Below are 24,853 nucleotides of genomic sequence, written 5' to 3' on the forward strand. Positions count from 1 at the left end.
GCTCGCGTTACCAAGCTTACTCTACTATCGCACCAGATCGATTATCTAACCACAAGGATTCTGCCTCAATGCGTATTGCAATGATTGCCGCAATGGCCAACAACAGAGTTATCGGCAAAGACAATAAAATGCCATGGCATTTACCGGAAGATTTACGTCATTTTAAGGCGATGACCTTGTCTAAACCTGTGGTAATGGGTCGTAAAACATTTGAATCAATTGGGCGGCCATTACCCGGTCGACATAATATCGTCATAAGTCGTAACAGCCAGCTGAGTATTGATGGCGTGACCTGTGTTCAAAGCTTTGATGATGCTGTTGCTGCTGCTGGCGATTGTGACGAAATAGTCGTCATTGGTGGTGGTCAGCTTTACCAACAATTATTACCCAAAGCTGATATTTTATATCTTACGTTAATCGATCTTGATGTTGATGGTGACACCTTGTTTCCTGATTGGGATGATGGATCTTGGCAATTACAGAATTCAGTAAATGCAACAAACGACAAAGGATTGCAATATAGCTTTAACACTTTACATAAAAAGTGTTAAATTAGGCGTGTTTAACCCTGAATTAGTTTGACAGCGATCTAAAATATGATCTCTATACATAGCTATATAACTATAAAAAAATAAAGGAGTGTCAGATGCGTCTATTGCCTGTAGCTATCGCAGCCCTGATTGGATCATCTTTTGTATCAGTACCTGCTATTGCCGATACAGATCAATTAGTTGCAAATATTTGTGATTATGTGAAATCAGATGATAAAAACCGCTTACGTAAAAAAATGAAAGAGAGCCGTGTTAAATTACGTAACGTATACTCCAGTATTTCTTGTGATGGCAGCAGTTTATTGCGTACTGCCTACAAGTCGAACGCGGGTAATGTGGGTGAATTTATTGCTAAACGTATGCCATCATCAGATCTTGCTGCTCCAGAAGCTGACGGTAAAGCTATTTTAGATTGGGCTTCTGCCAATGGTTACGATGCAAGCGAAATAACAACAGCGATCAAAGACCGTCTTGGTGGTGGTGCTGAGTCAGATGATTAATCATCTGACTATGCAGTAACATAAAGCGAATCAGAAATGCCGATAAGTAATTATCGGCATTTTTTATGTCGGTAATTTATGAGCAAGCTTAAGAGTTTTATTTCGATTAAAGCTCATTTTAGTGTGCTATTTAACCTTGGTTGGGAATATAAACATATATCTAACTCTTCTCAGTCTCGCCAGCTGCATTGATTTGCAATAGGCTACATTGAGTATGAGTTTGATAAGAGCTAGGCAAAATGTTGCTATTAAGCTTTACTGATTCGATCCCTAAACTTCAGTTGCGGTTATTTTTAACTGTTATATGTCCGACTATAGTGAGTTAATCAATGTGATACATTAATAAACCAGCGCTACCATAGATTAGGGTTAACCTTGCATTTGATATTGATAGCAATAAAAAAGGCCCCAGAGGGACCTTTTATTTATTTGAGCATAATGAATGGTATCAATTAAACCTTAAATTCGCGTACAGAGGCTTGTAGCTCTTCAGCAAGCATTGCAACTTGATGACTTGATTGTGCAGTTTGATCGGCACCGATTGAGGTTTCTTCTGAAATCGATGCGATATGTTCAAGTTTTTCGGAAACTTGTTGGCTAACGATATTTTGCTCTTGCGCAGCATGGGCAATATGATTACCCGAATCATAGGCTCGGTGAACCGACTTACTGATAGTTTCGAGGGCAATATTAGATTGCTCGTTCTTTTCAACGCAACTGTTGGCTTGACCTCGACTTTGCTCCATTACTGCAACCGCTTCCTGAGTGCCGACTTGTAAAACTTCAATCATTTGCTGAATTTCACTGGTTGAATGTTGCGTACGTGATGCTAAGTTACGAACCTCATCAGCAACAACCGCAAAACCTCGGCCTTGTTCACCCGCTCTTGCTGCTTCAATCGCGGCATTTAGCGCCAGTAAGTTGGTTTGATCGGCAATCCCACGGATTACGTCTAAGATAGAACCAATCGATGCACTGTCTGAATGAACCTTATTAATAACAACACCGGCTCTGGCGACTTCTTCTGCAAGGGCAATAATGGTATTTTTGCTTTCTTCTGCAAGGGTACGCATGTGCTGGGTTTCATTGTCAGCTTGCTTAATCTCATTGAGTGCTTGATCTGCGCTCATTGACACTTGCTGTGCACTTGAGCTCAACTCAGTCGTCGCAGCAGCAACTTGATCGACTTGGCTCTTTTGTTCTTGAATACCTATCGTTGTTTGCGAGGTAATGGCAGAGGTCTCTTCAGCTGCAGCCGCTAATTGGTTCGAGCGATCGACAATACCAATAATAAGACTGCGTAGGCTGTCGACTAAGCGATTACAGTTTTTAGCCAATTCGGCAAACTCATCGTGACCTGTGTCATCTAATTTATGAGTTAAGTCACCTGATGCCAATACATTAAGGGCTTTATTGACTTTTTCTAACGAATTAGTCAGTGGTTTAACAACCGCAATACTAACGATAATAGCGACGACAATTGCCATTAATACCACTATTAGGGTTTTAATCGCTGCGGAATCAATAATATCTAACGCCGAATTACTGATGTCACTTGCGAAAGTATCGATTGATTTTGCCAAAACAGTCATCTTCTTGTTGACGTCTTTGGCGGAACTTTGAGTTTCTACAAGCTGTTTAGCCGCGGCAAACTCATGACTTAATTGCTGCTGTTTAAGAGCAATAATTGAGTCATTACCCTTTAGCAAAGTAAATACTTTTGCGCTTTCAGCAGTTAAATCTTCTAAAGTTGAACTGTTTACAACACCGTTACCTTTAGTGTTGATAAAGTCTAATTTGGTCGATGCTTCGCTGACCATGTAATCGAGTTCTTTAATGATTAAGTCATATTTGCTTTGTTCAGTTGTCGCCACTAAATCATAAATTGTGGTAATGATATTGATGAATGTACTATCGATTACACTGGCGGTTGCGGCTAAACTGCGTTCAGTTTCGTCCTCGCTAGTTTCTAGATCGATAATATCTAACAGAATCGATGAGGAGTCATCCGCTGCGTTTTCAAGATTACTGCGCATCTTAAGTAATTGTTCTTGTAAAGTAAGCGCACTTAGACGTTCAAGAAGCATCTTTGTGGCATTGGAACCATACAAAGTATAGCTTTTATTTAATGCCGCTAAGGGGGCTGAAAGCTGCGTCTGTTTACTGACTAAGTTGTTTAAGCTACTGAGGTCTTGTTTAAAGGTGTTATCTAAATCTGATAACTGTTTTTTTATGGCAGGAATTTGGGATGAACGAGTACTGTAATAAGCCAGTAGTGCTTCAATTTGTTGCGAGCTTAAGTTTTCACTTAAAATGCTCGTTCTTTCAAGCGCAGGTAAACTGATAGTGTTAAGAATCGTCGCTCCATCTTTAATTCTGTCATTACTCAGCATGGTTACACCACCGAGTACTATCAATAACAGCGTCACCACGGTAAAACCGCCAATGACTCTGGTCGCTACATTAATTTTCATACAGTACTCCGGCTATTATTATTTGATCCTGATTTTTCTGGTGTGTGCTGTTGCATGTCATCATATCGAATTTATTAGAGGGTGATTGTTTCTCAGGCAAGCGTAACAAATTCTACATTTAGTTATCGGCTAAATGCTACTTTAGTTTAACGTTAAACTAACCTTTTTTGGGTAATATTTTCATTCTTTTCAAGATGCCATAATGTGAGGTGCTCTCCCCAGCAACAACCAGTATCTAATGCCAGAATTTTCTGGTTATTTGTTTGCCCCATTAATGCTGCCCAATGTCCGAAAACTAAGGTGTTTTGTGGCACTATTTTCGATGGGAATTCAAACCATGGGCGTAAATCTGATGAGTGTTGTTTGCTGGGCGGCAATTTACACTTAAAATCAAGACTTCCATCTAAGTGCAAGAATCTCATTCGAGTTAAGGCATTGATACAGTAACGTAGCCTAGCTATACCTGCCAGTGCTGGCGACCATTGTTCGGTATCGTCGCTATACATTTGGCCAATTAATTCGCTTAAATAATCATCTTGCTGTAAAGCTATGCTCACTTGTTTTGCTTCACGCTCAACTATGGCCAAGTCCCATTGAGGGGGAACACCGGCATGCGTCATGATGATATTGTGTTCGGGTAAGGTCCGAATCAAGGGTTGTTGACGAACCCAAGTGACCAAATTATCAATATCAGGTGCATTGAGGAGTTCGTCAAGATGATCGTTGGGATTAGGTCGCTTTAATTTTCCGTGCAAAGCTAGCAGATGTAAATCGTGATTACCGAGCACCACTTTTGCAGAATCTTGTAAGGATTGAAAGAAACGCAGGGTTGCAAGTGACTCAGTTCCCCTGGCAATAAGATCACCTACGGCCCAGAGTTGGTCTTTAGACGGATTAAAAGCCACTTTTTGCAGCAGTAGTTGTAATTCTGAATAACAACCTTGAATATCGCCAACAAAATAGTTAGCCATAAGTTATTGAAATATCCCTGGAACCGCTAGACGAAAAGGTGGGATTGCGACTAAAAAACGCTCTCCTTTATGATCTTCCATACCATAAAAACCTTGCATAAAACCGACTGGCGTTTCCATTACAGTACCACTGGTATATTGATATGCGGTATTCGGAGCAATGGTCGGCGTTTCGCCCACAACACCAGGGCCTTTGACTTCATTTTTATCGCCGTCAGCGTCGGTGATAATCCAATGACGGTCTTTTAGAGTTACTTTGTTATCACTCAGATTAATAATGGTTATCGTGTAGCTAAAGAGGTATTTATTATCGGCAACATCAGATTGTTGTTCTAAATATTGGGTGTCGACTTTAATTTTTATCGGTGATTCAACTTGGCTCATATTAGATCCTAAAGCAAAAGGGCATGCTCAATACGCATGCCCTTATATTTAATCTTTTTTGTCACACAGAAAATTAGCCATTGTGACGTATTGCTCGACGCTAATTTGTTCGGGCCGCAAACTAGCATCAACTTGTAACGTAGCAAAATCGTCGTCTGACAATAATGTTTTTAAATTATTACGTAATGTCTTACGGCGCATATTAAATGCGGTAGTCACTAAGTGCCTTAATACATCAACATTTTGACATGGCCAAGGCTTGACTGCATAAGGCAATAATCTGACGACTGCAGAATCCACTTTAGGGGCAGGAGTGAAGCTGGTTGGCGGCACTTCTAGTACAGGAACCACTTGGCAATAATATTGTGCCATTACCGTTAAGCGGCCATATGCCTTGTTACCAGGGCTAGCCGATAAACGTAATACGACTTCTTTTTGCAACATAAAATGCATTGTTTCTATTTGTTCAGCAAACTCAAACAAATGAAACATCAAGGGCGTTGAAATGTTGTAAGGAAGATTTCCAAACACTTTCATTTTTTTGCCAGCTTGTTGCAATTGGTTAAAATCAAACTGCAATGCATCACCTTGGTGAATGGTCAGTTTGTCTTTTAGTGTTGGATGATATTGTAGGCGCTTAACTAAGTCGCGATCTAATTCAACAACCGTGAGGTTATCAATCATGTCTGCAACAGGTTCAGTTAAGGCACCTAGGCCAGGTCCAATTTCGACCATCACATGATTATTATCAGGCGCAATAGCCCCTACTATGCTACTAATCACGCCTTGATCAGTTAAGAAGTTTTGTCCAAAACGCTTTCTGGCCGTATGGCCTAAATGTACTTTATTACTCATTAAAATGGGTTACTTACTTTTTGAGGCCAATTCGATGGCTTTGTTTAATGCACAGGTAAAACTGCCGCTATCCGCTTGGCCACTGCCGGCTAATTCTAGCGCGGTGCCGTGATCGACTGAAGTACGGATATAAGGTAAACCTAAGGTGATATTGACCGACTTGCCAAATCCTAATGATTTAAGCACAGGTAATCCTTGGTCATGATACATGGCTAATACCACGTCAGCTTGTTCGAGATACTTAGGTTGGAATAGCGTATCGGCCGGTAAGGGGCCAACAATATCCATACCTTGTTCCCGTAGCTCGTTGAGCGCAGGTATGATGGTATCAATTTCTTCACGGCCTAAATGGCCATCTTCTCCTGCATGTGGATTGAGTCCGCACACATAAATTTTAGGTGAGCCTAAACCAAACTTACTGACTAATTCGCGATGTAAAATGGTAATAATATGATGCAGTCTATCACGGGTAATCGCTTTAGCGACATACGCTAAAGGAATGTGAGTCGTCATCAATGCCACTTGCAAGCCTGGAGCGGCAAGCATCATGACAACATCAGCACAGTTAGCTTGCAGTGCAAAAAATTCGGTATGACCACTAAACGGAATACCCGCTTGGTTAATAATGCCTTTATGCACTGGCCCAGTGACGACGGCGTCGAATTCATTCGACATATTTCTCTCACCGGCGTAACGCAAGGTTTCTACTACATATGCACTGTTTGCTTCATTCAACACACCACATTTAGCTTCTTCAGCTAATGCAAAAGGCGCAATGGTTAATGTTCCTGCGGCTTGAGGTTTTGGTGGCTGTGATGATTGGTAAGGCATAAGTTGCAAGGGTAATCCAAGCATTTTTGCTCGCGTCATGAGCAAATCAGGATCGGCGCAAACAACTAACTCAACAGGCCAAGCCTGTTGAGCGAGTTTGATGACTAAGTCTGGACCAATACTTGCTGGTTCGCCTGGTGTTATGGCAATACGTTTAGTCATTAATTATGCTTAGCCTCGTTTGCTTTCTGGCTCAACGATTTCGATATACGCTTCTGAACGCATTTCGTCTAACCAGGTTTGTAGCTCTTCATTAAACTTACGACGGAAGATTAATTGATGAGCACGGTTGCTATTAAATTGTTCTGTAGCGTCTGTTTTACGGCGAGCTTCAAGTTGGACTATATGCCAGCCATGCGTTGAACGGAACGGTTCACTGTACTGACCTTCTTCAAGGCTTGCTAGAGTTTGTGAAAACTCTGGCACATACATGCTTGGGTCTGCCCAGCCTAATTCACCGCCTTTAGCTGCAGAACCAGGATCTTCAGAGTACTGACTGGCTAATTTAGCGAAATCAGCATCACCGGCACGCACTTGAGTTAAAAAGTTGGCTAACATCGCTTTAGCACGCTCTTCCGATAAAATCGGTGAGGGCTTTAATAGGATATGGCGTGATTTTACTTCTTCAACTTCTTGAGTTTGTAAGCCACGAGTATCGACTACTTTGATAATATGAAAACCTGACCCCGATTTAATCGGACCAATAATGTCACCTTTTTTAGCTGTACTAACCACTTCAGCAAATAAGGTTGGCATTTCATTGATGTTCATAAAGTCCCAGATCCCGCCTTCTAGCGCTTTTGGACCCGAAGACGATGCAATAGCTGTGCTACGGAAATCATCACCGTCATTTAAGCGTTTAAGCACGATATCTGCACGGCGACTAGCACTTTCAAGTTGTTCACTGGTTGGGTTACTTGGTACTTCAATCAGGATGTGACCAATTTGAAACTCAACATCTTTTAAGCCTTGTTCCTGAATCAGTTTCACTAAGCCAGTAATTTCTTGCGGCGACACCTGAATTCGGCGTTGTACTTGAATACGCTGAATTTCACCTAAGGTGACTTCTTGACGTAACTGTTCCCGATATTGACTAAAGCTAGTGCCTTCGCTCTCAATCGATTGGCGCATCTGTGCAACCGATATTTTCTGCTCTTTAGCAATATTTTCAATTGTTTGGTCTAATTGTAAATCGCCAATTTGCAAACCGATACGTTGAGCTGTTTGCATTTGCAAATGGGTTAAAATGAGGCGTTCTATAACCTGAGTACGCAAGGCGTCATCAGAAGGCAACGTTTGATTAGCCGATTTGGCATTGGCTTTGACTGTGGTAATCATGTTGCTGATTTCACTTTCAAGAATGATACCGTCATTAACTTGGACCGCTACGCGATCTAATGGTATTGGCGCAGCAATACTGGTGTTGCTTATAGCCAGTGCTAGTAATGCAAAAATTATTTTTTTACTGTGTTTCATCCACAAAATCCTTGGCACATTCGATTCAATATAAACTGGCAATAGATCGCCAAAATAAGGTTACTACATCATACTCAACAGCATCTTTGTTGTTATTGGACTATGAGTTTATCGCTAGGTTCAGCAATCTATCACAAAAGATTGTTAATTCCTCAAGTAAAGTGGTTTACGGTAGTTAAATAAGCCTTCATTTAACATGTCGTCGACTCCTAATGGACCCGATCCCCCTAAGCCTTTAATGACAAAGTTTAGATAAACACCGCTCTCAAACTCTTCACGTCCGTCAATGGCGGCTGACAAATCATCATCGTAGTTTGTTTTAATTCGGTAATGATAACTCAGACGCAATGCCCAGCAACATGACTCATACTGCACGCCTGTATAAGTTTCAATACTACGAGATTCATTAAGGTCATAATAGTAGTTACCAACAAAATATAAGTTGTCACTAAGAGGCCAAGATGTTCTTACGCCTGCTTGAGAAATATCAACTTTATCATTGGTATTGGTATTGAGTAAGTCTGGAACAAAGCGATAGCTTAACTGTAATAATTTGTCATTACTTGGACGATAATCCAAGGTGACTTCATTCTTTTTATTCTCACCTGTTTGAGTGTCGTGCTGAACCGAACCACTGATAAACCAGTCATTATATAACTGAGCATCGAGTTCTGCTGCTAATACCGACGTCGACTGCGTTGTTTCTTCATAGGTATCATCAATGCTGACTTTTGAGTCTTGTAAATACATAATTTGACCTACGCTAAACTTCATTTTTTCACGGTTAGCTTGGTCAAATAAACGGGTGGTGAAGCCCAAGGTAAACTGGTTAGCATCTGCCACACGATCTAAGCCTGAATATTGGCGATCGCGGAACAAGCCATAATAGTCTTCTTGTAATTGCGCTGTGTCATAAATACCAATATTGGATTGGTCTTCATAGCCGACATAAAGGTATTGAATTTGCGGTTCTAGGGTTTGACGGTATTGTTCGTCAAACATTTGGGTAGCTCGCTCGAAATTAACCTGACCATGTAAACGCGCTTGCGGAATAGTGCGGCTTACGCTGTTATCTAAGGTTGAATCGGGATCGATATTTTGCTGCCAATACTGGGTTTGCAGTAATTTAACTTCACTGGTAAACGAGCCCGCAGGCCCTTGAATTGGCCAGATTAAGCTAGGCACTAAGTGTAAGCGAGTTGCGGTATTGTAGTCATTATCTTGATGACGAAAGTTGGTCAGTTCAGAGTTAAACTTAAAGTCGATAGAGTTAAAAATATCGGCAGCACGATAGTTAAAGTTTAACTGTGGCATCACTTGATAGGGTTTTTCGTCTTCACCAAGTACTTTAATGTCTTGTACGCGCATATTGAAATCCCAGTTACGTTCAAAATAACTGGCTTCACCAATGCGTGATAACTGGTTGTCGGTTGAACGGTTAACGTCGGAATTTAAATCATTGAAATAGTTGTTATCAGACACATCGGTATAGTCTGATCTGACGCGCCAGTTTTTATTGATGGCCCCTTGATGACTCCAATGATACAAATAACGGTCAGCGTTTGAGGTTAGCTTACTATCATTACTTAAGTATTCGACATTGAACTGGCCGTTTTGTTGCTCACCGGCAAGATAGCGAAATTGAGTTTTGGTATACAACCCACGTGAGGACATGAAATCCGGAGTGAAAGTAAGATCAAACTCTGGCGCAATATTCCAATAATAAGGGGTACTGACTTCCACACCATTCGTGGTACTGGTACTGAAGCTTGGGAATAAAAAGCCTGTTTTACGTTTATCAGATACCGGTACTGTCATATATGGAATATATAGCACTGGAATGTCTGCGATACGCAGCTTGGCATTCCAAATCTCACCCCATTCTTCTTTACTGTCAATTTTGATCATGTCCGCTTCAAGCAGCCATGATTCATCACCTGGAGGACAGGTTGAAAAGTTGGTTTTGGTCAGTAATAAATTATTGTCTGACGTAATCTGTAACTTTTCAGCATCGCCATGAACTTGTTGGCCATGCAACCAATACTGTGCGCCTTTTAAGGTGGCGTTATTGGTACTCATTTGAGCTTCTAGTGTATCGGCCGTAACGGTAAATAACTCATCTTTAAATATTAGGTTGCCGTTAGCATTTAAGCGTTGTTGCTTTTGATCTAATACGGCATTGTCAGCCGCAATATGACGAAACCCTTGGCTGAAACTAACATCGCCCGAAAATTCGGCTTGCTCATTATAAGAAACAGCAGAGTGATCACTAATGATAACAATCTGATCGTCAGAAATACCGGTTAATGCTGCACGATCTTCGAATGAACGAGAAACAGGTGGCGCAACAACGCATTGTAGCGCAGGCGCTTCGGTCGTTGTTGGCTCATCAGCCAACACGATATTTGGGAGTAGGCTTAGTGCCAGAAAATAACGGATCTGCATTGTTGTCAATAATTTATGAATTCTGATTCCGGAAAGTTTTGGAGAGAAAAAGATACTCAGCTAGATGAAACATTCCATTCTTTAGCTGTTTCCAAATGTTATGCTGGCTATAATAAAGCAATTTTTAGTTAAGAGCCATTGAGATGATTTTATCTGACCCAAGATTTGTTGCGTTAAGTAACTGGTTAAACCAATATTTCGGCGATAACGTTGCAGTTAGTTTGATCTGTGGTGATGCCAGTTTTCGACGTTATTTTCGTATTCAGTATCAAGGTAAGCATTATATTGTCTCTGATTCGCCCATTGATTTAGTGCCTATCGCGCCTTTTGTAGCGATTGCAAAAGCTTATCATCATGCTGGGTTATTGGTACCCGAAGTACTTGCCACCTGCGATGACTATGGCTTTGTTTTGCAAACTGATGTGGGCGAATTACAACTCTTGTCGGTGCTGAATAAAGCGAATGTGAGCGACTATTATCAGCGCGCATTAAACTTATTACCCATTATTGCATCCGTGACCGAGACCCAAGATGGTCCGCTGGCCGATTATGACGCTGCTTTTGTGATGCGAGAGTTAGCGATTTTTGTCGATTGGCTTCTGAAAGAGCATTTAGATTACTCGTTGACGGACAATGAACAGGCAATGATTGAGTCGACCTTTAATGCGTTAACTGAAAATGTCCTTGCACAGCCTCAAGTCGGTATGCATCGTGATTATCATAGCCGTAATTTACTGATAAATAATCAAGCGTTAGCGGTGATCGACTTTCAAGATGCCGTCTATGGCGCAGTCACTTATGATGCTGTCTCTCTGCTACGTGACTGTTACGTGCGCTGGCCTGACGATATCGTTAATCCGTTGATGAGATATCATTATCAACTGGTAATTGATCATCAATTGATGAGTGACGATGTAACGTTTTCAACTTATCAACAATGGTTTGATTTAATGGGCATACAACGCCACATTAAAGCCGCAGGTATTTTTGCACGTTTATACCATCGTGATGCTAAGCGCGGTTATTTGGCTGATATTCCATTAACCTTACAATACGTTGCTGATATTGGTATGCAGTACTCACAAATTGCTGAATTTAGTCAATGGGTTAATAAGGTGATTTTACCGCGAGTAAACCGTAAAAGTATTGATGAGGCGGTAAGCGAAGCATGAAAGCAATGATTTTGGCTGCGGGGCGTGGAGAGCGTTTACGACCTTTAACCGACACCTTACCTAAACCGTTAGTGAGCGTTGCCGGTAAACCATTAATAGAATATCACATAGAGAAACTTGCTTTGCTGGGGGTGAGTGACATAGTGATCAATCAGGCGTGGTTAGGGCATAAATTACCTGAAATATTAGGCGATGGAAGTCGTTGGGGAGTGAAGATCCGTTATAGCGATGAAACCACTGCGTTAGAAACGGCTGGCGGTATCAAGCACGCATTACCATTATTAGGTGATGAGCCCTTTTTAGTCATCAACGGTGATATATTTATCGATTACTTGCCCGATGTCTCGTTAGCTTATCGAAAGGTTATCCAAGCTGAAGCGGACGCGTTTTTATGGTTAGTTGATAATCCAGCGCATCATCCGCAGGGGGATTTTGCTATTGATGTGAATGGCCAATTAACGGTTGATGATGAGCCAAAGTTAACCTTTGCTGGCTTGGGCATTTACCATCCTCGATTATTTATAAACTTACCCGAAGGTAAACAAGCCTTGGGACCTGTGCTGAAGCAATCAATGAGCCAGCAGCGGATACAAGGTGTGCATTTTAAGGCTTATTGGTGCGATGTCGGGACGATTGAGCGACTAGAACAACTGCAGAGTCGATTACTGGCTCAAGATTAAGGCATGCGAGCGCGCCTAAATGCGAAGCGCGACATATTAATTATTTAACCGTAGTGGAAAACAACATGCGAATTTGGGGTAAAGTTTTTGGGTTTATCATTGGGTTTATGTTTGGGCGTTTCTTTGGGGCTATTTTAGGCTTATGGTTAGGCCATGCTTATGACAGACGCCAAGGCTTAAGCGCGTTAATGCGTAAAGGCGGTGAGCGTCAGGCGATGTTTTTCAATGCTACATTTGCCGTCATGGGTCATGTAGCTAAAGCCTCTGGGCGAGTGACTGAAACCGACATCCGTATTGCGGCCATGTTAATGGATCAAATGAAGTTATCGGGACAATCGCGTATTGATGCGCAAACAGCTTTTCGCCAAGGGCGCCAAGCTGATTTTGATCTGTTACAGCAGCTTGAGTTGTTTCGACAAGCCACTCAAGGCCGAGCTGAGTTAGCGCAGATGTTTTTAGAGATCCAAATTCAAACTGCATTATCTGATGGTGAGTTACATGCCAACGAGAAGCAAATTTTATCCGCTATTGCCAATAAGCTTGGTCTTGCTGCACAACTTGATGTGTTACTGGCTCGTTGGCAAGCTGAATTCAGTCATCATCAGTCGCCGCAAGGTAATAAAATGCCGCTGACTGATGCTTATGTACTCCTCGGCGTATCAGAGTCTGCAAGCGATCAAGACGTTAAGCGTACTTACCGCAAACTGATGAACGAACATCATCCTGATAAGCTTGTTGCAAAAGGCTTACCAGAAGAAATGATGGAGCTTGCCAACACTAAAGCGCAAGATATTCAAGCTGCTTACGAGCGAATTAAAACTTCACGTGGAATGCGTTAGTAATAGGCTCAATGCCTGTGCACGCTGTTATTAATAGGGCCAAAAATCGATGAAAATAGTGGTATTAGATGGTTACACTCTGAATCCTGGTGATTTGAATTGGCAGGCGCTAGAGGCATTAGGCGAGTGCGATATTTACGACCATACACCACTCGATCAAATCGTCAGTCGCTGTCAAGGTGCGCAAATTGTGCTGACGAATAAAACCCAGTTGAGTGCTACAACCTTAAAGCAACTGCGCGGATTAATTTATATTGGGGTTCTTGCCACAGGCACCAATGTTGTAGACATGGATGCCGCAACCGCGCAGGGGATTGTGGTCACCAATATTCCTGCTTATGGCCCAGATGCCGTGGCGCAAATGGTGTTTGCCCATATTCTGCATCACCATCAGCAGGTGGCCTTACACGATCACGCTGTTAAAGCTGGACAATGGGCTGCTAATCGGGATTTTTGTTTTAGTTTGAGTCCATTAACCTCGTTAAAAGGATTGACCTTGGGGGTGGTGGGGTATGGCGATATTGGTCAGCAAGTTGCCAATTTAGGTGTGGCATTCGGTATGAATGTATTGATCACCACTACACAACCAAAAACGAATTTACCAGCAGCCATTCAATGGTGTCAACGTGACCATTTACTTAAGCAAGCCGATATTATATCGCTACATTGTCCGCTTAATGCGGCAACCAAATATATGATAAACAGTGACAGTTTACGCTTACTTAAACCGGGTTGTTTATTGGTTAATACTGCTCGCGGCGACTTGATTAATGAAATTGATTTAGCCCAATGGCTTAACCATGATCATGGATTTGCTGGCGTTGACGTGCTATCAACTGAGCCGCCAAGTCATGATAATCCGCTCCTTAGTGCTGCCAATATTACCATTACGCCGCATATTGCCTGGGCAACATTGCAGGCTAGACAAAATCTACTCAACATCGCGGTTGAAAATGTACACCAGTTTCAACAGGGTAAAGTGTTGAATCAGGTTAATGGCTAATGGCTTTTTAATCACCACCAGTAATACGGATATTCGCTTATGTCACTATGGAAAATCTTGTTTGATTTTGTTGATAAAGAACGGACAAAGTTTGATAACGTGCGTCATGATACCCATGCGCTGCAATTTGAGATTGAATCAAATATTCATTTTATCGTTGATGGCTTAGCGCAGGAAATCAGCGCCGCTGATATTATTAAAGGGTTAGAAACTAAAGCGTTTGAACATGCCATGAGCTCAGGTTTACGTATTCGACAAGCTCGACTGAGCGCTAAAACCATTGAGGGTTATAAAGAGTTTGATAAATATCTAGATGAGCCAAGTGATGTGCTGGTGAAAAACCTGTATATGAAAATCACCGTATTACGAAAATTGATCAATGTGGGTAAGTTTGATCAGGAACGTAAACTCAAAGCGCTATTTCGTCTAATGATGTTAGTCCACTTTCATTTAGCCAGTAAGTCACTGCCAAAAGCAAAAAACTAAGTTATCAAGCTAAGGTATACATTCACTTAAACACAAAAAGCAAAAAGCAAAAAGCAAAAAATAAGCCGCTGAAACGTGTAACAGATTCGGCGGCTTAATTTTGTCTATCAAGTCATTTTGTTGAGCTGTTATTGCTTAACTGAGATAAGCGTTATTTAAAATATAACCTTGATATTACTCGCCACTATTTTAGCTTTTTCGACCGCTGCTTCCACCGAGCTATCACGGGCTAATGCAACGCCTAAACGACGGCGACCATCAATATCTGGTTTACCAAACAAACGTAATTGAGTGTTAGCCGGGGCTAACGCAGCCGCGATGCCTTGATAACGAATATTGGTCGAGGTGCCTGTTGCTAAAATCACTGCAGAAGCACTGGGTCCATGTTGGGCAATATTGCTGATTGGTAAGCCCAAAATCGCTCGAACATGCAAAGCAAATTCAGATAAATCTTGGCTGATTAAAGTGACTAAACCTGTGTCGTGTGGCCTTGGTGATACTTCAGAAAAGTACACTTCATCACCGCGAATAAATAGTTCAACCCCAAATAAGCCATATCCACCCAGAGCTTCAACCACACGTTGGCTCATAGCTTGAGCTTTTTGTAGTACATCAGCTGGCATGGCTTGTGGTTGCCATGATTCACGATAATCACCATCTTCTTGTCTGTGACCAATTGGGTCACAAAAGTGAATGCCATTAACAGCGCTAATGGTTAGCAAGGTAATTTCGTAATCAAATGGAATAAAGGCTTCAACAATCACTCGGCCTTTGCCTGCGCGGCCGCCTTCTTGAGCGTAAGCCCATGCGTGCTGAACAGTATCTGCTGATTTAATCACACTCTGACCTTTACCAGATGAGCTCATCACCGGCTTAACCACACAAGGAATACCAATATCGGCTACGGCTTGTTCAAATTCTGCTTGGGTGTCACAGAAAAAATACTTTGAAGTTGGAATCGCTAAGGTTTCTGCCGCTAGACGGCGAATTCCTTCACGATCCATAGTCAGTTTGGCCGCATTGGCTGTCGGCACGACATGCAGACCTTGTTGCTCTAGTTCCACTAAGGTTTGGGTGGCAATGGCTTCAATTTCTGGAATGACTAAATCAGGCTTTTCAAGCTCAATAACCGCTTTTAATGCCTGAGCATCCAGCATGTTAATTACATGAAAACGATGAGCAATTTGCATAGCAGGCGCATTAGGGTAGCGATCAACCCCAATCACCTCAATACCATAACGTTGCAGCTCAATAGCCACTTCTTTGCCGAGTTCGCCGCAGCCTAATAGCATCGCCTTAATCGTGCCTGGAGTATTTGCTGTGCCAAATGTAGTAGGAATCGCCATGATGATGTACAGCCTCTGTGTAGGGATATTTTTATATGCCGAACAGTGTAACGAGATGCGCTATTAAAAAGCCAATATAAAAGTCACTTTATGGCGAAAATAGTACAAATATGACCGTTTTTTGTGATGAAAGATTGTGTTTTTTGACGACAAGTCTAGATTTTGCATGTGTTGTAGCTATGAGTCATGGCACGACAGGATTTACATTCTTTGCGATTATTGCTCGGCTTTATGCTTAGGCGAGTTGTGACGTCATATCCTGAGAATGCTCCTTAGTGATAACAAAGGATATTGCTGATAGCAATGCGCCAGATGACACGCTAATGACTTTGATTAATACGCAAAAAAGGCGCCGAGGCGCCTTTTTGTTTGCATCAAAAAGATTACTTAATTTTTTTGTACTTCACGGTACTGCTCACTTTACCGACTTTAACACGACGGCCATCCATGTTTTTCTCGGCAATCATCTGTGCGCCAGCGTTATCACCGCGTTGTTGCTTTTTGGCAAAACTACGACGTTTTTCAATTTGCTTAAGCAGTATTTCACGGCTACCCACTTCATAACCTGGTACCGTAACACGGCGAATTTGTTGGCCAATTAATTTTTCAATGTCAGCTAATGTGCGTTCTTCTTCACGGCTTACAAACGAAATTGCCACACCAGTTTTACCTGCACGGCCAGTACGGCCAATACGGTGGACATAATCTTCGGCTAAAAACGGTAAGTCGTAGTTAACAACGTATTCAAGGTTTTGAATATCAAGACCACGGGCAGCAACTTCGGTGGCCACTAATACACGAATTTTGCCTTCAACAAATTCACGTAGCGCGCGACGACGACTACCCTGGGCTTTTTCGCCATGAACCACGCCAGATGGAATACCATCTAGATTTAACTCTTTAACTAACTTGTCTGCCGCATCACGGGTCGCGGTAAATACTAACACTTGGCGCCAGTTCTTCGTGCCGATAAGCTCAGATAATAATTCACGCTTGCGACGTTGTTCAACAGGGTAGATAACTTGGCTTACGGTAGCTGCTGTGGTGTTTTGTTTATCCACAGTAATTACTTTTGGTTTTTCAAGCATTTCATTCGCTAGCTTTTTCACTTCAGTAGAGAAGGTGGCAGAGAACAACATGTTTTGGCGATTTTTATTTACTGCTTGGAGGATCTTTTTAATATCGGCACTAAAGCCCATATCAAGCATACGGTCGGCTTCATCAAGTACTAAAAACTCAACATTAGATAAACTTAAGTTACACGCCACTATGTGTTCAAGTAAACGACCAGGCGTTGCAACAATCACGTCGGCGCCGCGTTTCAGTTTTTGCGACTGATTATCTATCTTAACGCCACCATAAATGGTTAATACAGTTAAGTTGAGGTGTTTACTGTAAGCGGTAATGTTATCTGCAACCTGTGCGGCAAGCTCACGAGTTGGTGTAAGAATTAAGGCGCGAGTGTTAGACGGCATCGTTTCTTTTGGGTTATCACACATTCTTTGCAGAATAGGCAGTGCGAAAGCCGCCGTTTTACCTGTTCCTGTTTGTGCGCTGGCCAACACGTCTTCACCACGGCGGATTGCCGGGATCGCTTGTTGTTGAATTGGCGTCATAGATTGATAACCGCACTCAGCGATCGCGCGTAATATTTCTGGGGCGAAGCTAAAAGATTCGAATTTCATGGTGCGGTTCCTGTATGTACATCAAAACAAAGCGATTTAGTTGCGATAAGTTAATATTATCTGCACAACATCAATCTGGAATATTGGGGCCGATAGCCTTATTTATGGCTGAACTCATGCTTAACTGGGTTGATTAACGTCTTCGGATAGCTGAAAAACATTAAGCTTGAATGATACACCCAATTGAGTGCCATCGATAAGCGGCCGCGGAGTATAACAAACTTTTGTTTAAATCCTGAACTTTATCTGTGTCAAAAGAGAAGATTTTTTAGCAGGGAATAGTTTAGATGATATGGATTGATAGTCATGGCAATTACAGCACCTTAAGTGCGTGGCTGCTAACTCGTTTTTGGACAGAAACGTCTTAGGTTGATCCCCTCAGACGTACTTTAACCAAAGCTTGTTAGAACTGAAGCACTAAAGTCTTAAGTCTTAAGTTCAGATGATGATAAGTATGGCTAAGTTCTGAAATACTTAAGAAGCTATTGAGATTATCTCCACATTAATTAGACTATTTAAAGTCACTACTTAAAAAGTAACCCTAGGTTATAGGGCTACTCAGTACTAGCAATCTTTCTTCCTGAAAGTAAAAGAACACTTTTAAGTCGTGCTATAAGTAATTGATTATTAGATGTTTTTGCTATTGCAGGCATTGAGCTCGACTATTCAGCCAACACTTTTTTAAACTGGACATGTTTAACTCGATTTGAGGACATCTTGAACCCAGTAATTACGCTTTCGGGGTTTCTTTCTATATGGATGACACCAAGGTTGCGACTGACCAGCATATCTTGTTGCACTGCATCAAGCTTAGATATCAGACTGTTACCTATATGAAGCTGTAGCTCACCGTCAATTATCTTGATGTGGTAATTGACCATTAATGCTTCACTGTAAAAATTTCCCGTAAATTGGGCTAATTGGTCGCCGGTGTAATTGGCTGGTGTGTACTCATCACATATAAAGGGATCCTGACCATTTACCGAGACTGACATTTGATTACTTTTAGGCATAAAAGTCATAATGACGTTAGCAGACACACCCATTAGCTTGAACTGCTTTTCGGAAAGAGGGGCTAAATCATATTCTCGTTCGGGGGCTGGTGATAGCTTTAACTTTCCCTGTTTAATATACACATGACGTGAATCACTTCTATCTTCACTCCAATAGTGACCAGAAAAATTCTTTAACTGATCTGCGTTAAGTTCAATAAACTGCGGCGCACTTTCAACTTCTTTTTTGTAGAACTGATTTAAATATAGATCAGCAACTTGGTGTGCTAAACCAGTTGAATAAGCATCCTCTCTGTTCGCTAGGACAATGACTGAAAATTTTTGCTCTGGAAATCTAATCAGATTCGACTTAAAACCGCCAAACCACCCTGCGTGGTCTATCTGTTTAAGCCCTTTATAATCACTTATACGAAGCCCAGAAGCATAATCAAGTTGCTCACCGTTATTGAGCGTTCCAACGGTTGTCATTTTTTCCCAAAAGTTTTTATCAAACACTTTTTGTTGATAAAACTCATCGTCCCATTTTTTTAAATCTTCTACAGTAGTTAAAATGCCGCCATCACCAATAAGATCTAATGTTGACATGTTAATTTCGAATTCAGGTCCAGAGAAGGGGGTATATCCATAGGCTTTATTTTTCACAATACGGTTATGATTATTATGAAACCGCGTATTGTGCATCTTCAGAGGCTTAAAGATTTCATTGTCAGCGAATGAGGCCATTGAAACTCCCGTTACCTTTTGCACTATTTGTGCAAGTAACCAATAACCTGAATTACTGTATAAAAACTCCTCCCCAGGATTGAAATTAAGTGATGGTTGAGCGGTCAACCACCCCATGACCTCTGCATCATCATAGTAATCATCAGTTCGAAAACCTTTTAACTCTTTAAGGTTAAAATAATCTCTAACCCCACTAGTGTGGTGGAGCAAATGTCTTATGGTGATGTCTTTTGCATAATCTGGAAAATCTGGAAAGAAAGAGTAGAGCGAATCGTTTAAATTCAAATTTTGTTGCTGAACTAATAGGAGAATAGTCGCTGCTGTGAATTGTTTTGAGGTAGATGCAATTCTAAAAACGGTGGTTGGAGTATTAGGGACTGAGTGCTCGATATTGGCTAAGCCATATCCTTTACTGAAAATGAGTTTACCTTCTTTAATAACTGCTACAGTGCCGCCTGGCTGGTCAACTTGTTCCCATTCGGAAAAAATACTATCAATGTCAAACTGGCTAGGCTCAGCAATAGCATCTGGGCGAAATGTAGAAATAACAATAAACACACTCACGAGGATTAATGATCTGATTTTTAGCAACTTAAACTCCATTTTAAAATTACATGTCTTCTTTTAGTCCACTGTATTCTATTTTTGTTCAAAATACTTACAAGTGAACATCTCCTTGGTAACCCTTGTCCTCGATTGCAAGCCAAACTCACGACTTCTTTCTTACATCTATTCAAATAGAGTATTCAAATGTATACAAGAGTGGCTTTTTATTTAGCTATACAAAAAACTGCTGACTCGAAGATCTCCGTTTGAAGTGAACGAATGTGTAAAGCTATTTTGATCTAAAGCTTGAGACTAGTTCACATTGTAAGAGCTATTTTACAAGGGCAGCAAGATTCTCAAAAAGTTAACCGAAAAGGGAAATACTGTTGTTTTCCTCTCGTCACTTTTTGCAAAAGATTAGGGGCGAAGCGACACAACGTAGTTTATTAAATGACTAACAAGGTTTGGGGCATAAATGATTTGCATACCTTGCTTGCAATTGGCGTGATTCAACTCTGAACTTGAGGACGTTGAAGAAAATAGCGTGAAGCTCACATGGATGTGAGCTTAGCTTTCGCGGTACAGGATGTACCATCGGAAGCGTTAGCATTTTCGAATAAGGCCGAAGCAAGTTTCAAATGAAATTAAAAGCTCATTCAATCCCCATGGCGACCTTTTCGCAGCTGTTGTTTTGTAAATAGCGAAAATGTTGCGGGGCGGCTGGGAGTTCCAAGAGGGAATAGCCGTTGATTTCCTCTTGGTCTGGTGTGGGCGAAGCGCCACGACGTTAGTGACCGCAGGTCATAGCCTAACCAACGTTGGGGCAAAACCAAGTTAGCTTATATGGTTATTGAAAACAAAAAGGCCAGCCTCTATGGCTGGCCTTAATATTGAATTTACAATTGGGTTAAATCGCCCAGCCACCCATGTAGAAAGCGACTAAACCTAGGGTGATTAAGATGACCCCAAGTCGCAGTTTACGCCACTCGCCGCTACATATGCGGCCAATAACCAAGGTAACAAAGCCAAGCATAATCCCAGTAACGATATTACAGCTTAAAATGATAAATACCGCGCAGGTTAGGCCTGCCATTGCATCGACTTTATCGTCAAAATCAAGCTTGGTGACGTTGCTTAACATCAGTAAGCCAACATACATAAGCGCAGGAGCTGTTGCATAAGCGGGTACCAAAAAGCTTAACGGCGCTAAGAACATCATCATCAAAAATAACAAGCCAACGATGGTTGCCGTTAGGCCGGTTTTGCCACCTGCTGCGGTTCCAGCTGCGGATTCAATATAAACTGCTGCAGGAGCGCCGCCGACCACGCCAGCAAAAATACTGCTGACTGAGTCTGATGTCAGTGCTTTACCACCGCCGACAATATTGTCGTTATCATCGAGAAGTTCCGCTTGTCCGGCAACTGCTCTAATCGTGCCTGTGGCATCGAAAATGGCGGTCATCACCAATGCCAATACAATCGGCAGTACTACTGGATTCAATGCGCCCATAATATCGAGTTGACCAATCAGCGATGTATCAGACATTAAGTCCGGCAAAGCAAATAGCCCTTGATAAGTCACGCTAGGATCAAATATTAACCCAAAAATCGATAGTCCAACTATTACCAATAATATGCCACCTGGTGTGCCCCGGCGCTCAAGCCCTATGGTCATAGCAAGACCAATAATCGTTGCGATAACCGGTAAACTATTAATATCACCAAGCTTTACGGGTAAACCGGCATCGTTTGATACAATCAATTTAACGCTATTGGTTGCGATAAGGAGTAAAAACAGACCAATACCAATTCCCGTACCGTGAGCGATACCGGTTGGCAGGTTAGTGAGCACCCATTGACGGATCCCTGTGACACTCACAAGTGTAAATACGATACCCATCAGGAAAATAGCGCCAAGAGTCACTGGAATCGATATTCCCTGTCCCAGCACCATGCTAAATGCAGTAAATGCGGTGAGTGATATTGCACACCCTATGGCCATAGGTAAATTAGCCCATAGTCCCATGAGTAATGAACCAAACGCGGCAATTAAACAAGTGGCGATAAATACCGCAGCAGGATCAAACCCTGCCGCGCCGAGCATGTTTGGCACCACAATCACCGAATAAACCATCGCTAAAAACGTCGTTAAGCCAGCAATGACTTCACGTTTTAAGGTACTACCTCGGGCAGATATATTGAAATAACGATCCAAAAATGAATCAGAAGCGGCGGTCGAGCTAGAGAGAGTCTGTTCAGACTTCATAGTGATTATACCTTTTGATCTCTTAAATTATGAGTTAACCAATGGTCATTCATTGGCGACACGGCTATGGCAGGTAGAGCCCTAAACAAGAAACACTTAGGTGAGAGATCCACTTGGCGCATATAGCGTTAGTGACCTGCGAGTATTGTGCTAAACAACTTTGTTATACACATGTCTGGTAAAATTTACTCTTACCAACATAGCCTTTGTTGGCGCGGAGTTTACAACAATCGACAATGCGGAAATAGGAAGAGGCTAACATTTTTTGTTATATAGGTAAAAACGCACTAAAAACAGATTGTTTTGTATACTTCACAATAAAATTAACTCGCTGCAGTTATAACCCTTTGAGCATTTATCACTAATAACGGATCGCCGCCCTTGGTATGGCAATTTAATACCATTATTTAGTAATAGTGGCGTTTGCCAAGAATAGGCAAATTAACCGACGTGAGTTCAAGGTCGACGTTGGCAACATTATGCTGTTATTGCGCATTATCGGTGTAGAGATGACAGTGACGTCTTACGATCCAAACGGGTTAATACATGTATACAGGTTAACTCATGGTAAATCTGACGATAAATATGCTTGTGATGATGGGGGAAATATTGCCGCTGATGTCGTGCCTTAGCGTGCTATGACCTAGTTTGAACTTAATGGTATTTCACTAAAAGGGCTTTAGACGAGTTATTCATCTAAAGCCCTATATTCAGTGCTCGCGCGTTATGCTGTATTGGTTAACGCTTAAATCGCAGCAGTTACTTTATTGAGCCAAGTTAACTCATCACCTTGCATTAATGGCGCTAAGGTTTGATGCACTTTTTGCTGATATTGATTAAACCAATTGACTTCAACATCAGTTAACAATGACTTATCAATTAAGCGTGCATCCATTGGAATATGAGTTAACACATCAAACTCGTACATTTCACGCTCTGCACCCGTTAGGGCTTGGCAATGCTGCACAGTGACCAGATTTTCGATACGAATACCAAAACCGTCGGCGCGGTAATAACCAGGCTCATTGGACAATACCATGCCCGGCAGTAATGCCACGCCATTGACGTTTTTGCCAATACGCTGCGGGCCTTCATGAACACTTAAAAAGTGACCGACACCATGGCCAGTACCATGGTCATAATCAAAACCATGTTGCCATAAATACTGACGAGCAAACGCATCGAGTTGTTGACCAGAAGTGCCTTTAGGGAAACGGGCAGTATCAAGGGCAATATGGCCTTTTAATACCAGCGTGACCATTTTCTTCTGCTCATCGGTCACCTTGCCAATGGCGATGGTGCGAGTGACGTCTGTGGTGCCATCTAAATATTGCGCGCCAGAATCGACCAAATAAATGCTGTCCATGGTCATGGTGCTTGGCGTGCCATTATTGTGGTTGTAATGGCACATAGCGGCATTGGCGCCGGTAGCTGAAATGGTGTCAAAGCTTGGTTCGCGATACAGCGGGTCTTGTAATCTAAAGCTTTCTAATTTTTCAGCCAGTTGGGCTTCATCATGCATGATGTGTTGCTCAACTTGGTTATCTAACCAGGCTAAAAAGCGGCTCACTGCTGCACCATCACGGATATGACATGCACGCATACCGGCTAATTCGGCGCTATTTTTTTGTGCTTTAGGTAATGCAACAGGGTCACTACCTACAATCAGCTTTGCGCCAGCTTTTTGTGCGAGTAGTTGTGAGTATGCGTTAGCAGAATGTGGGTCAGCTAATAACTTAACCCCCTTCATTTGTGCCAACACAGAAGCCAGCTCTGCTTCATCTTTAAAGCTCACGCCAGTACCAACGTGCGCGGCAATATTTTGCGGCACTTTGGCTAAATCGGTAAAAAAGGTCATGTCGCCATTGGTTGATAATAATCCACAACCAAGAATGACGGGGAAGCGTGGTACGTCATTACCACGGATATTGAGTAACCAACAGCATGAGTCTAATGCTGCAATTAGAGCGACGTCGGCACCTTGTTTTTTAACCAACACACCAATTTGTTGACGTTTCTCAACGCTATTACGTCCTGCACCTTGGTGACTGAATAGCGTCATGGTTGATGCTGACGGTGCAGGGCGATCTAACCAACTTATATCGATTGGGTTGTTATCTACGTCGACGAGATTGATGTCGGCTTTATCAAATTGTGCTTTAGTTTGTTGATACCAAGCTAGGGTGTGTAAACGGCTATCGATGCCGACACTCGCGCCAGCAGGTAACGTGTCAATTAACCAGTCAATTTGTGGATCGTCATACAGACTTAAATATTCAAACAAGTCACCGTCTACTTGTTGACGCACTTGCACTGTGTAACGGCCGTCAGTAAATATTGCCGCGCGGTCTTTTAGCACAATAGCCATGCCAGCAGAACCGGTAAAGCCAGTGGCCCAATGTAAACGTTCATTACGGGCAGGTACGTATTCACCTAAATATTCGTCAGCGCGGGGAATGATGAATGCATCTATTTGGTTTACTTCAAGCTGCTGGCGAATGGCGCTAAGGCGCGTAGCAATAATATTGGACATGGTTTCTCCATTGGAGGCGACTGATGAACTCAGCTCTGTAGAATGAAGGCTGATTATCGCAAGTGTGACGGCAA

The 24,853-nt window shown here is 42.1% G+C and carries 20 protein-coding genes; 8 read left to right on the plus strand and 12 right to left on the minus strand.

The annotated features are described in order from the left end of the window. Positions 1 to 68 precede the first annotated feature (68 nt). Together folA and H5185_RS10740 are read left to right on the plus strand one after the other, a co-directional pair. On the plus strand, positions 69 to 551 hold the full coding sequence (folA, locus tag H5185_RS10735) for a type 3 dihydrofolate reductase (protein WP_124017857.1): 483 nt from the start codon (positions 69 to 71) through the stop codon (positions 549 to 551). 95 nt (positions 552 to 646) lie between these two features. Next, on the plus strand, positions 647 to 1,051 hold the full coding sequence (locus H5185_RS10740; protein WP_124017858.1) for a DUF3718 domain-containing protein: 405 nt from the start codon (positions 647 to 649) through the stop codon (positions 1,049 to 1,051). A 452-nt stretch (positions 1,052 to 1,503) separates the two neighbouring features. Here the strand turns inward: H5185_RS10740 and H5185_RS10745 are convergent, their stop codons facing one another. The 7 genes from H5185_RS10745 to lptD all read right to left on the minus strand — a co-directional run bounded on the left by H5185_RS10745 (position 1,504) and on the right by lptD (position 10,487). Then, positions 1,504 to 3,525: a methyl-accepting chemotaxis protein gene (locus H5185_RS10745; protein WP_124017859.1), complete on the minus strand. Its 2,022-nt coding sequence runs from the start codon at positions 3,523 to 3,525 to the stop codon at positions 1,504 to 1,506. A gap of 152 nt (positions 3,526 to 3,677) precedes the next feature. Beyond that, positions 3,678 to 4,496 carry a symmetrical bis(5'-nucleosyl)-tetraphosphatase gene (locus H5185_RS10750; protein ID WP_124017860.1) on the minus strand — a complete coding sequence of 273 codons (819 nt, stop codon included), beginning with the start codon at positions 4,494 to 4,496 and terminating at the stop codon, positions 3,678 to 3,680. A 3-nt stretch (positions 4,497 to 4,499) separates the two neighbouring features. Continuing rightward, on the minus strand, positions 4,500 to 4,880 hold the full coding sequence (gene apaG / locus H5185_RS10755; protein WP_124017861.1) for a Co2+/Mg2+ efflux protein ApaG: 381 nt from the start codon (positions 4,878 to 4,880) through the stop codon (positions 4,500 to 4,502). Between the two features lie 48 nt (positions 4,881 to 4,928). Further along, entirely contained in the window at positions 4,929 to 5,735 is an 807-nt protein-coding gene (rsmA, locus tag H5185_RS10760; protein WP_124017862.1) for a 16S rRNA (adenine(1518)-N(6)/adenine(1519)-N(6))-dimethyltransferase RsmA, read from the minus strand. 9 nt (positions 5,736 to 5,744) lie between these two features. After that, positions 5,745 to 6,728, minus strand: coding sequence for a 4-hydroxythreonine-4-phosphate dehydrogenase PdxA (pdxA, locus tag H5185_RS10765; protein WP_124017863.1), 984 nt, complete (start codon positions 6,726 to 6,728; stop codon positions 5,745 to 5,747). 9 nt (positions 6,729 to 6,737) lie between these two features. Continuing rightward, positions 6,738 to 8,042 (minus strand): peptidylprolyl isomerase SurA, encoded by a 1,305-nt coding sequence (surA, locus tag H5185_RS10770; protein ID WP_182742078.1) that lies wholly within the window; start codon positions 8,040 to 8,042, stop codon positions 6,738 to 6,740. Positions 8,043 to 8,186: 144 nt separating this feature from the next. Then, positions 8,187 to 10,487 carry an LPS assembly protein LptD gene (lptD, locus tag H5185_RS10775; protein WP_182698690.1) on the minus strand — a complete coding sequence of 767 codons (2,301 nt, stop codon included), beginning with the start codon at positions 10,485 to 10,487 and terminating at the stop codon, positions 8,187 to 8,189. Positions 10,488 to 10,630: 143 nt separating this feature from the next. On the opposite strand from lptD, the gene H5185_RS10780 reads away from it, so the two are divergent. The 5 genes from H5185_RS10780 to H5185_RS10800 all read left to right on the plus strand — a co-directional run bounded on the left by H5185_RS10780 (position 10,631) and on the right by H5185_RS10800 (position 14,667). Next, positions 10,631 to 11,659, plus strand: coding sequence for an aminoglycoside phosphotransferase family protein (locus H5185_RS10780; protein ID WP_182742079.1), 1,029 nt, complete (start codon positions 10,631 to 10,633; stop codon positions 11,657 to 11,659). Next, a complete protein-coding gene (murU, locus tag H5185_RS10785) occupies positions 11,656 to 12,339 on the plus strand; it encodes an N-acetylmuramate alpha-1-phosphate uridylyltransferase MurU (RefSeq protein ID WP_182742080.1) in 684 nt (227 codons plus the stop codon). Before H5185_RS10780 ends, murU begins: the two co-directional genes overlap by 4 nt. 65 nt (positions 12,340 to 12,404) lie before the next feature. After that, positions 12,405 to 13,178, plus strand: a complete 774-nt coding sequence (gene djlA / locus H5185_RS10790; RefSeq protein WP_124017868.1) for a co-chaperone DjlA — start codon at positions 12,405 to 12,407, stop codon at positions 13,176 to 13,178. A 49-nt stretch (positions 13,179 to 13,227) separates the two neighbouring features. Further along, the gene (locus tag H5185_RS10795; RefSeq protein ID WP_182742081.1) at positions 13,228 to 14,181 is read left to right on the plus strand and encodes a D-2-hydroxyacid dehydrogenase; all 954 of its coding nucleotides are present in this window, start codon (positions 13,228 to 13,230) and stop codon (positions 14,179 to 14,181) included. Positions 14,182 to 14,220: 39 nt separating this feature from the next. Then, positions 14,221 to 14,667 carry a hypothetical protein gene (locus tag H5185_RS10800; RefSeq protein WP_124017870.1) on the plus strand — a complete coding sequence of 149 codons (447 nt, stop codon included), beginning with the start codon at positions 14,221 to 14,223 and terminating at the stop codon, positions 14,665 to 14,667. A 155-nt stretch (positions 14,668 to 14,822) separates the two neighbouring features. Here the strand turns inward: H5185_RS10800 and purT are convergent, their stop codons facing one another. The 4 genes from purT to H5185_RS10820 all read right to left on the minus strand — a co-directional run bounded on the left by purT (position 14,823) and on the right by H5185_RS10820 (position 22,246). Then, positions 14,823 to 16,013, minus strand: coding sequence for a formate-dependent phosphoribosylglycinamide formyltransferase (purT, locus tag H5185_RS10805; protein ID WP_182742082.1), 1,191 nt, complete (start codon positions 16,011 to 16,013; stop codon positions 14,823 to 14,825). A 383-nt stretch (positions 16,014 to 16,396) separates the two neighbouring features. Next, a complete protein-coding gene (locus tag H5185_RS10810) occupies positions 16,397 to 17,698 on the minus strand; it encodes a DEAD/DEAH box helicase (RefSeq protein ID WP_182742083.1) in 1,302 nt (433 codons plus the stop codon). 662 nt (positions 17,699 to 18,360) lie between these two features. Next, positions 18,361 to 19,998: a serine hydrolase gene (locus H5185_RS10815; RefSeq protein WP_182742084.1), complete on the minus strand. Its 1,638-nt coding sequence runs from the start codon at positions 19,996 to 19,998 to the stop codon at positions 18,361 to 18,363. Between the two features lie 889 nt (positions 19,999 to 20,887). Then, positions 20,888 to 22,246: an NCS2 family permease gene (locus tag H5185_RS10820; RefSeq protein WP_182698982.1), complete on the minus strand. Its 1,359-nt coding sequence runs from the start codon at positions 22,244 to 22,246 to the stop codon at positions 20,888 to 20,890. A 479-nt stretch (positions 22,247 to 22,725) separates the two neighbouring features. Here H5185_RS10820 and H5185_RS10825 point away from each other — a divergent pair, with 479 nt between their 5' ends. Then, on the plus strand, positions 22,726 to 22,878 hold the full coding sequence (locus tag H5185_RS10825; RefSeq protein ID WP_182722480.1) for a hypothetical protein: 153 nt from the start codon (positions 22,726 to 22,728) through the stop codon (positions 22,876 to 22,878). Between the two features lie 113 nt (positions 22,879 to 22,991). Here H5185_RS10825 and H5185_RS10830 read toward each other — a convergent pair whose 3' ends face one another. Next, on the minus strand, positions 22,992 to 24,779 hold the full coding sequence (locus tag H5185_RS10830; protein ID WP_182742085.1) for an aminopeptidase P family protein: 1,788 nt from the start codon (positions 24,777 to 24,779) through the stop codon (positions 22,992 to 22,994). Positions 24,780 to 24,853 lie beyond the last annotated feature (74 nt).

Source organism: Shewanella sp. SG44-6, from assembly GCF_014164185.1.
GTDB lineage: Bacteria > Pseudomonadota > Gammaproteobacteria > Enterobacterales > Shewanellaceae > Shewanella > Shewanella vesiculosa.

Excerpts from the sequence above, each read along its gene's own strand:
- folA (WP_124017857.1), top strand. The coding sequence starts at position 69 with ATGCGTATTGCAATGATTGCCGCAATGGCCAACAACAGAGTTATCGGC.
- H5185_RS10740 (WP_124017858.1), top strand. The coding sequence starts at position 647 with ATGCGTCTATTGCCTGTAGCTATCGCAGCCCTGATTGGATCATCTTTT.
- H5185_RS10745 (WP_124017859.1), bottom strand. The coding sequence starts at position 3,525 with ATGAAAATTAATGTAGCGACCAGAGTCATTGGCGGTTTTACCGTGGTG.
- H5185_RS10750 (WP_124017860.1), bottom strand. The coding sequence starts at position 4,496 with ATGGCTAACTATTTTGTTGGCGATATTCAAGGTTGTTATTCAGAATTA.
- apaG (WP_124017861.1), bottom strand. The coding sequence starts at position 4,880 with ATGAGCCAAGTTGAATCACCGATAAAAATTAAAGTCGACACCCAATAT.
- rsmA (WP_124017862.1), bottom strand. The coding sequence starts at position 5,735 with ATGAGTAATAAAGTACATTTAGGCCATACGGCCAGAAAGCGTTTTGGA.
- pdxA (WP_124017863.1), bottom strand. The coding sequence starts at position 6,728 with ATGACTAAACGTATTGCCATAACACCAGGCGAACCAGCAAGTATTGGT.
- surA (WP_182742078.1), bottom strand. The coding sequence starts at position 8,042 with ATGAAACACAGTAAAAAAATAATTTTTGCATTACTAGCACTGGCTATA.
- lptD (WP_182698690.1), bottom strand. The coding sequence starts at position 10,487 with ATGCAGATCCGTTATTTTCTGGCACTAAGCCTACTCCCAAATATCGTG.
- H5185_RS10780 (WP_182742079.1), top strand. The coding sequence starts at position 10,631 with ATGATTTTATCTGACCCAAGATTTGTTGCGTTAAGTAACTGGTTAAAC.
- murU (WP_182742080.1), top strand. The coding sequence starts at position 11,656 with ATGAAAGCAATGATTTTGGCTGCGGGGCGTGGAGAGCGTTTACGACCT.
- djlA (WP_124017868.1), top strand. The coding sequence starts at position 12,405 with ATGCGAATTTGGGGTAAAGTTTTTGGGTTTATCATTGGGTTTATGTTT.
- H5185_RS10795 (WP_182742081.1), top strand. The coding sequence starts at position 13,228 with ATGAAAATAGTGGTATTAGATGGTTACACTCTGAATCCTGGTGATTTG.
- H5185_RS10800 (WP_124017870.1), top strand. The coding sequence starts at position 14,221 with ATGTCACTATGGAAAATCTTGTTTGATTTTGTTGATAAAGAACGGACA.
- purT (WP_182742082.1), bottom strand. The coding sequence starts at position 16,013 with ATGGCGATTCCTACTACATTTGGCACAGCAAATACTCCAGGCACGATT.
- H5185_RS10810 (WP_182742083.1), bottom strand. The coding sequence starts at position 17,698 with ATGAAATTCGAATCTTTTAGCTTCGCCCCAGAAATATTACGCGCGATC.
- H5185_RS10820 (WP_182698982.1), bottom strand. The coding sequence starts at position 22,246 with ATGAAGTCTGAACAGACTCTCTCTAGCTCGACCGCCGCTTCTGATTCA.
- H5185_RS10825 (WP_182722480.1), top strand. The coding sequence starts at position 22,726 with ATGCTGTTATTGCGCATTATCGGTGTAGAGATGACAGTGACGTCTTAC.
- H5185_RS10830 (WP_182742085.1), bottom strand. The coding sequence starts at position 24,779 with ATGTCCAATATTATTGCTACGCGCCTTAGCGCCATTCGCCAGCAGCTT.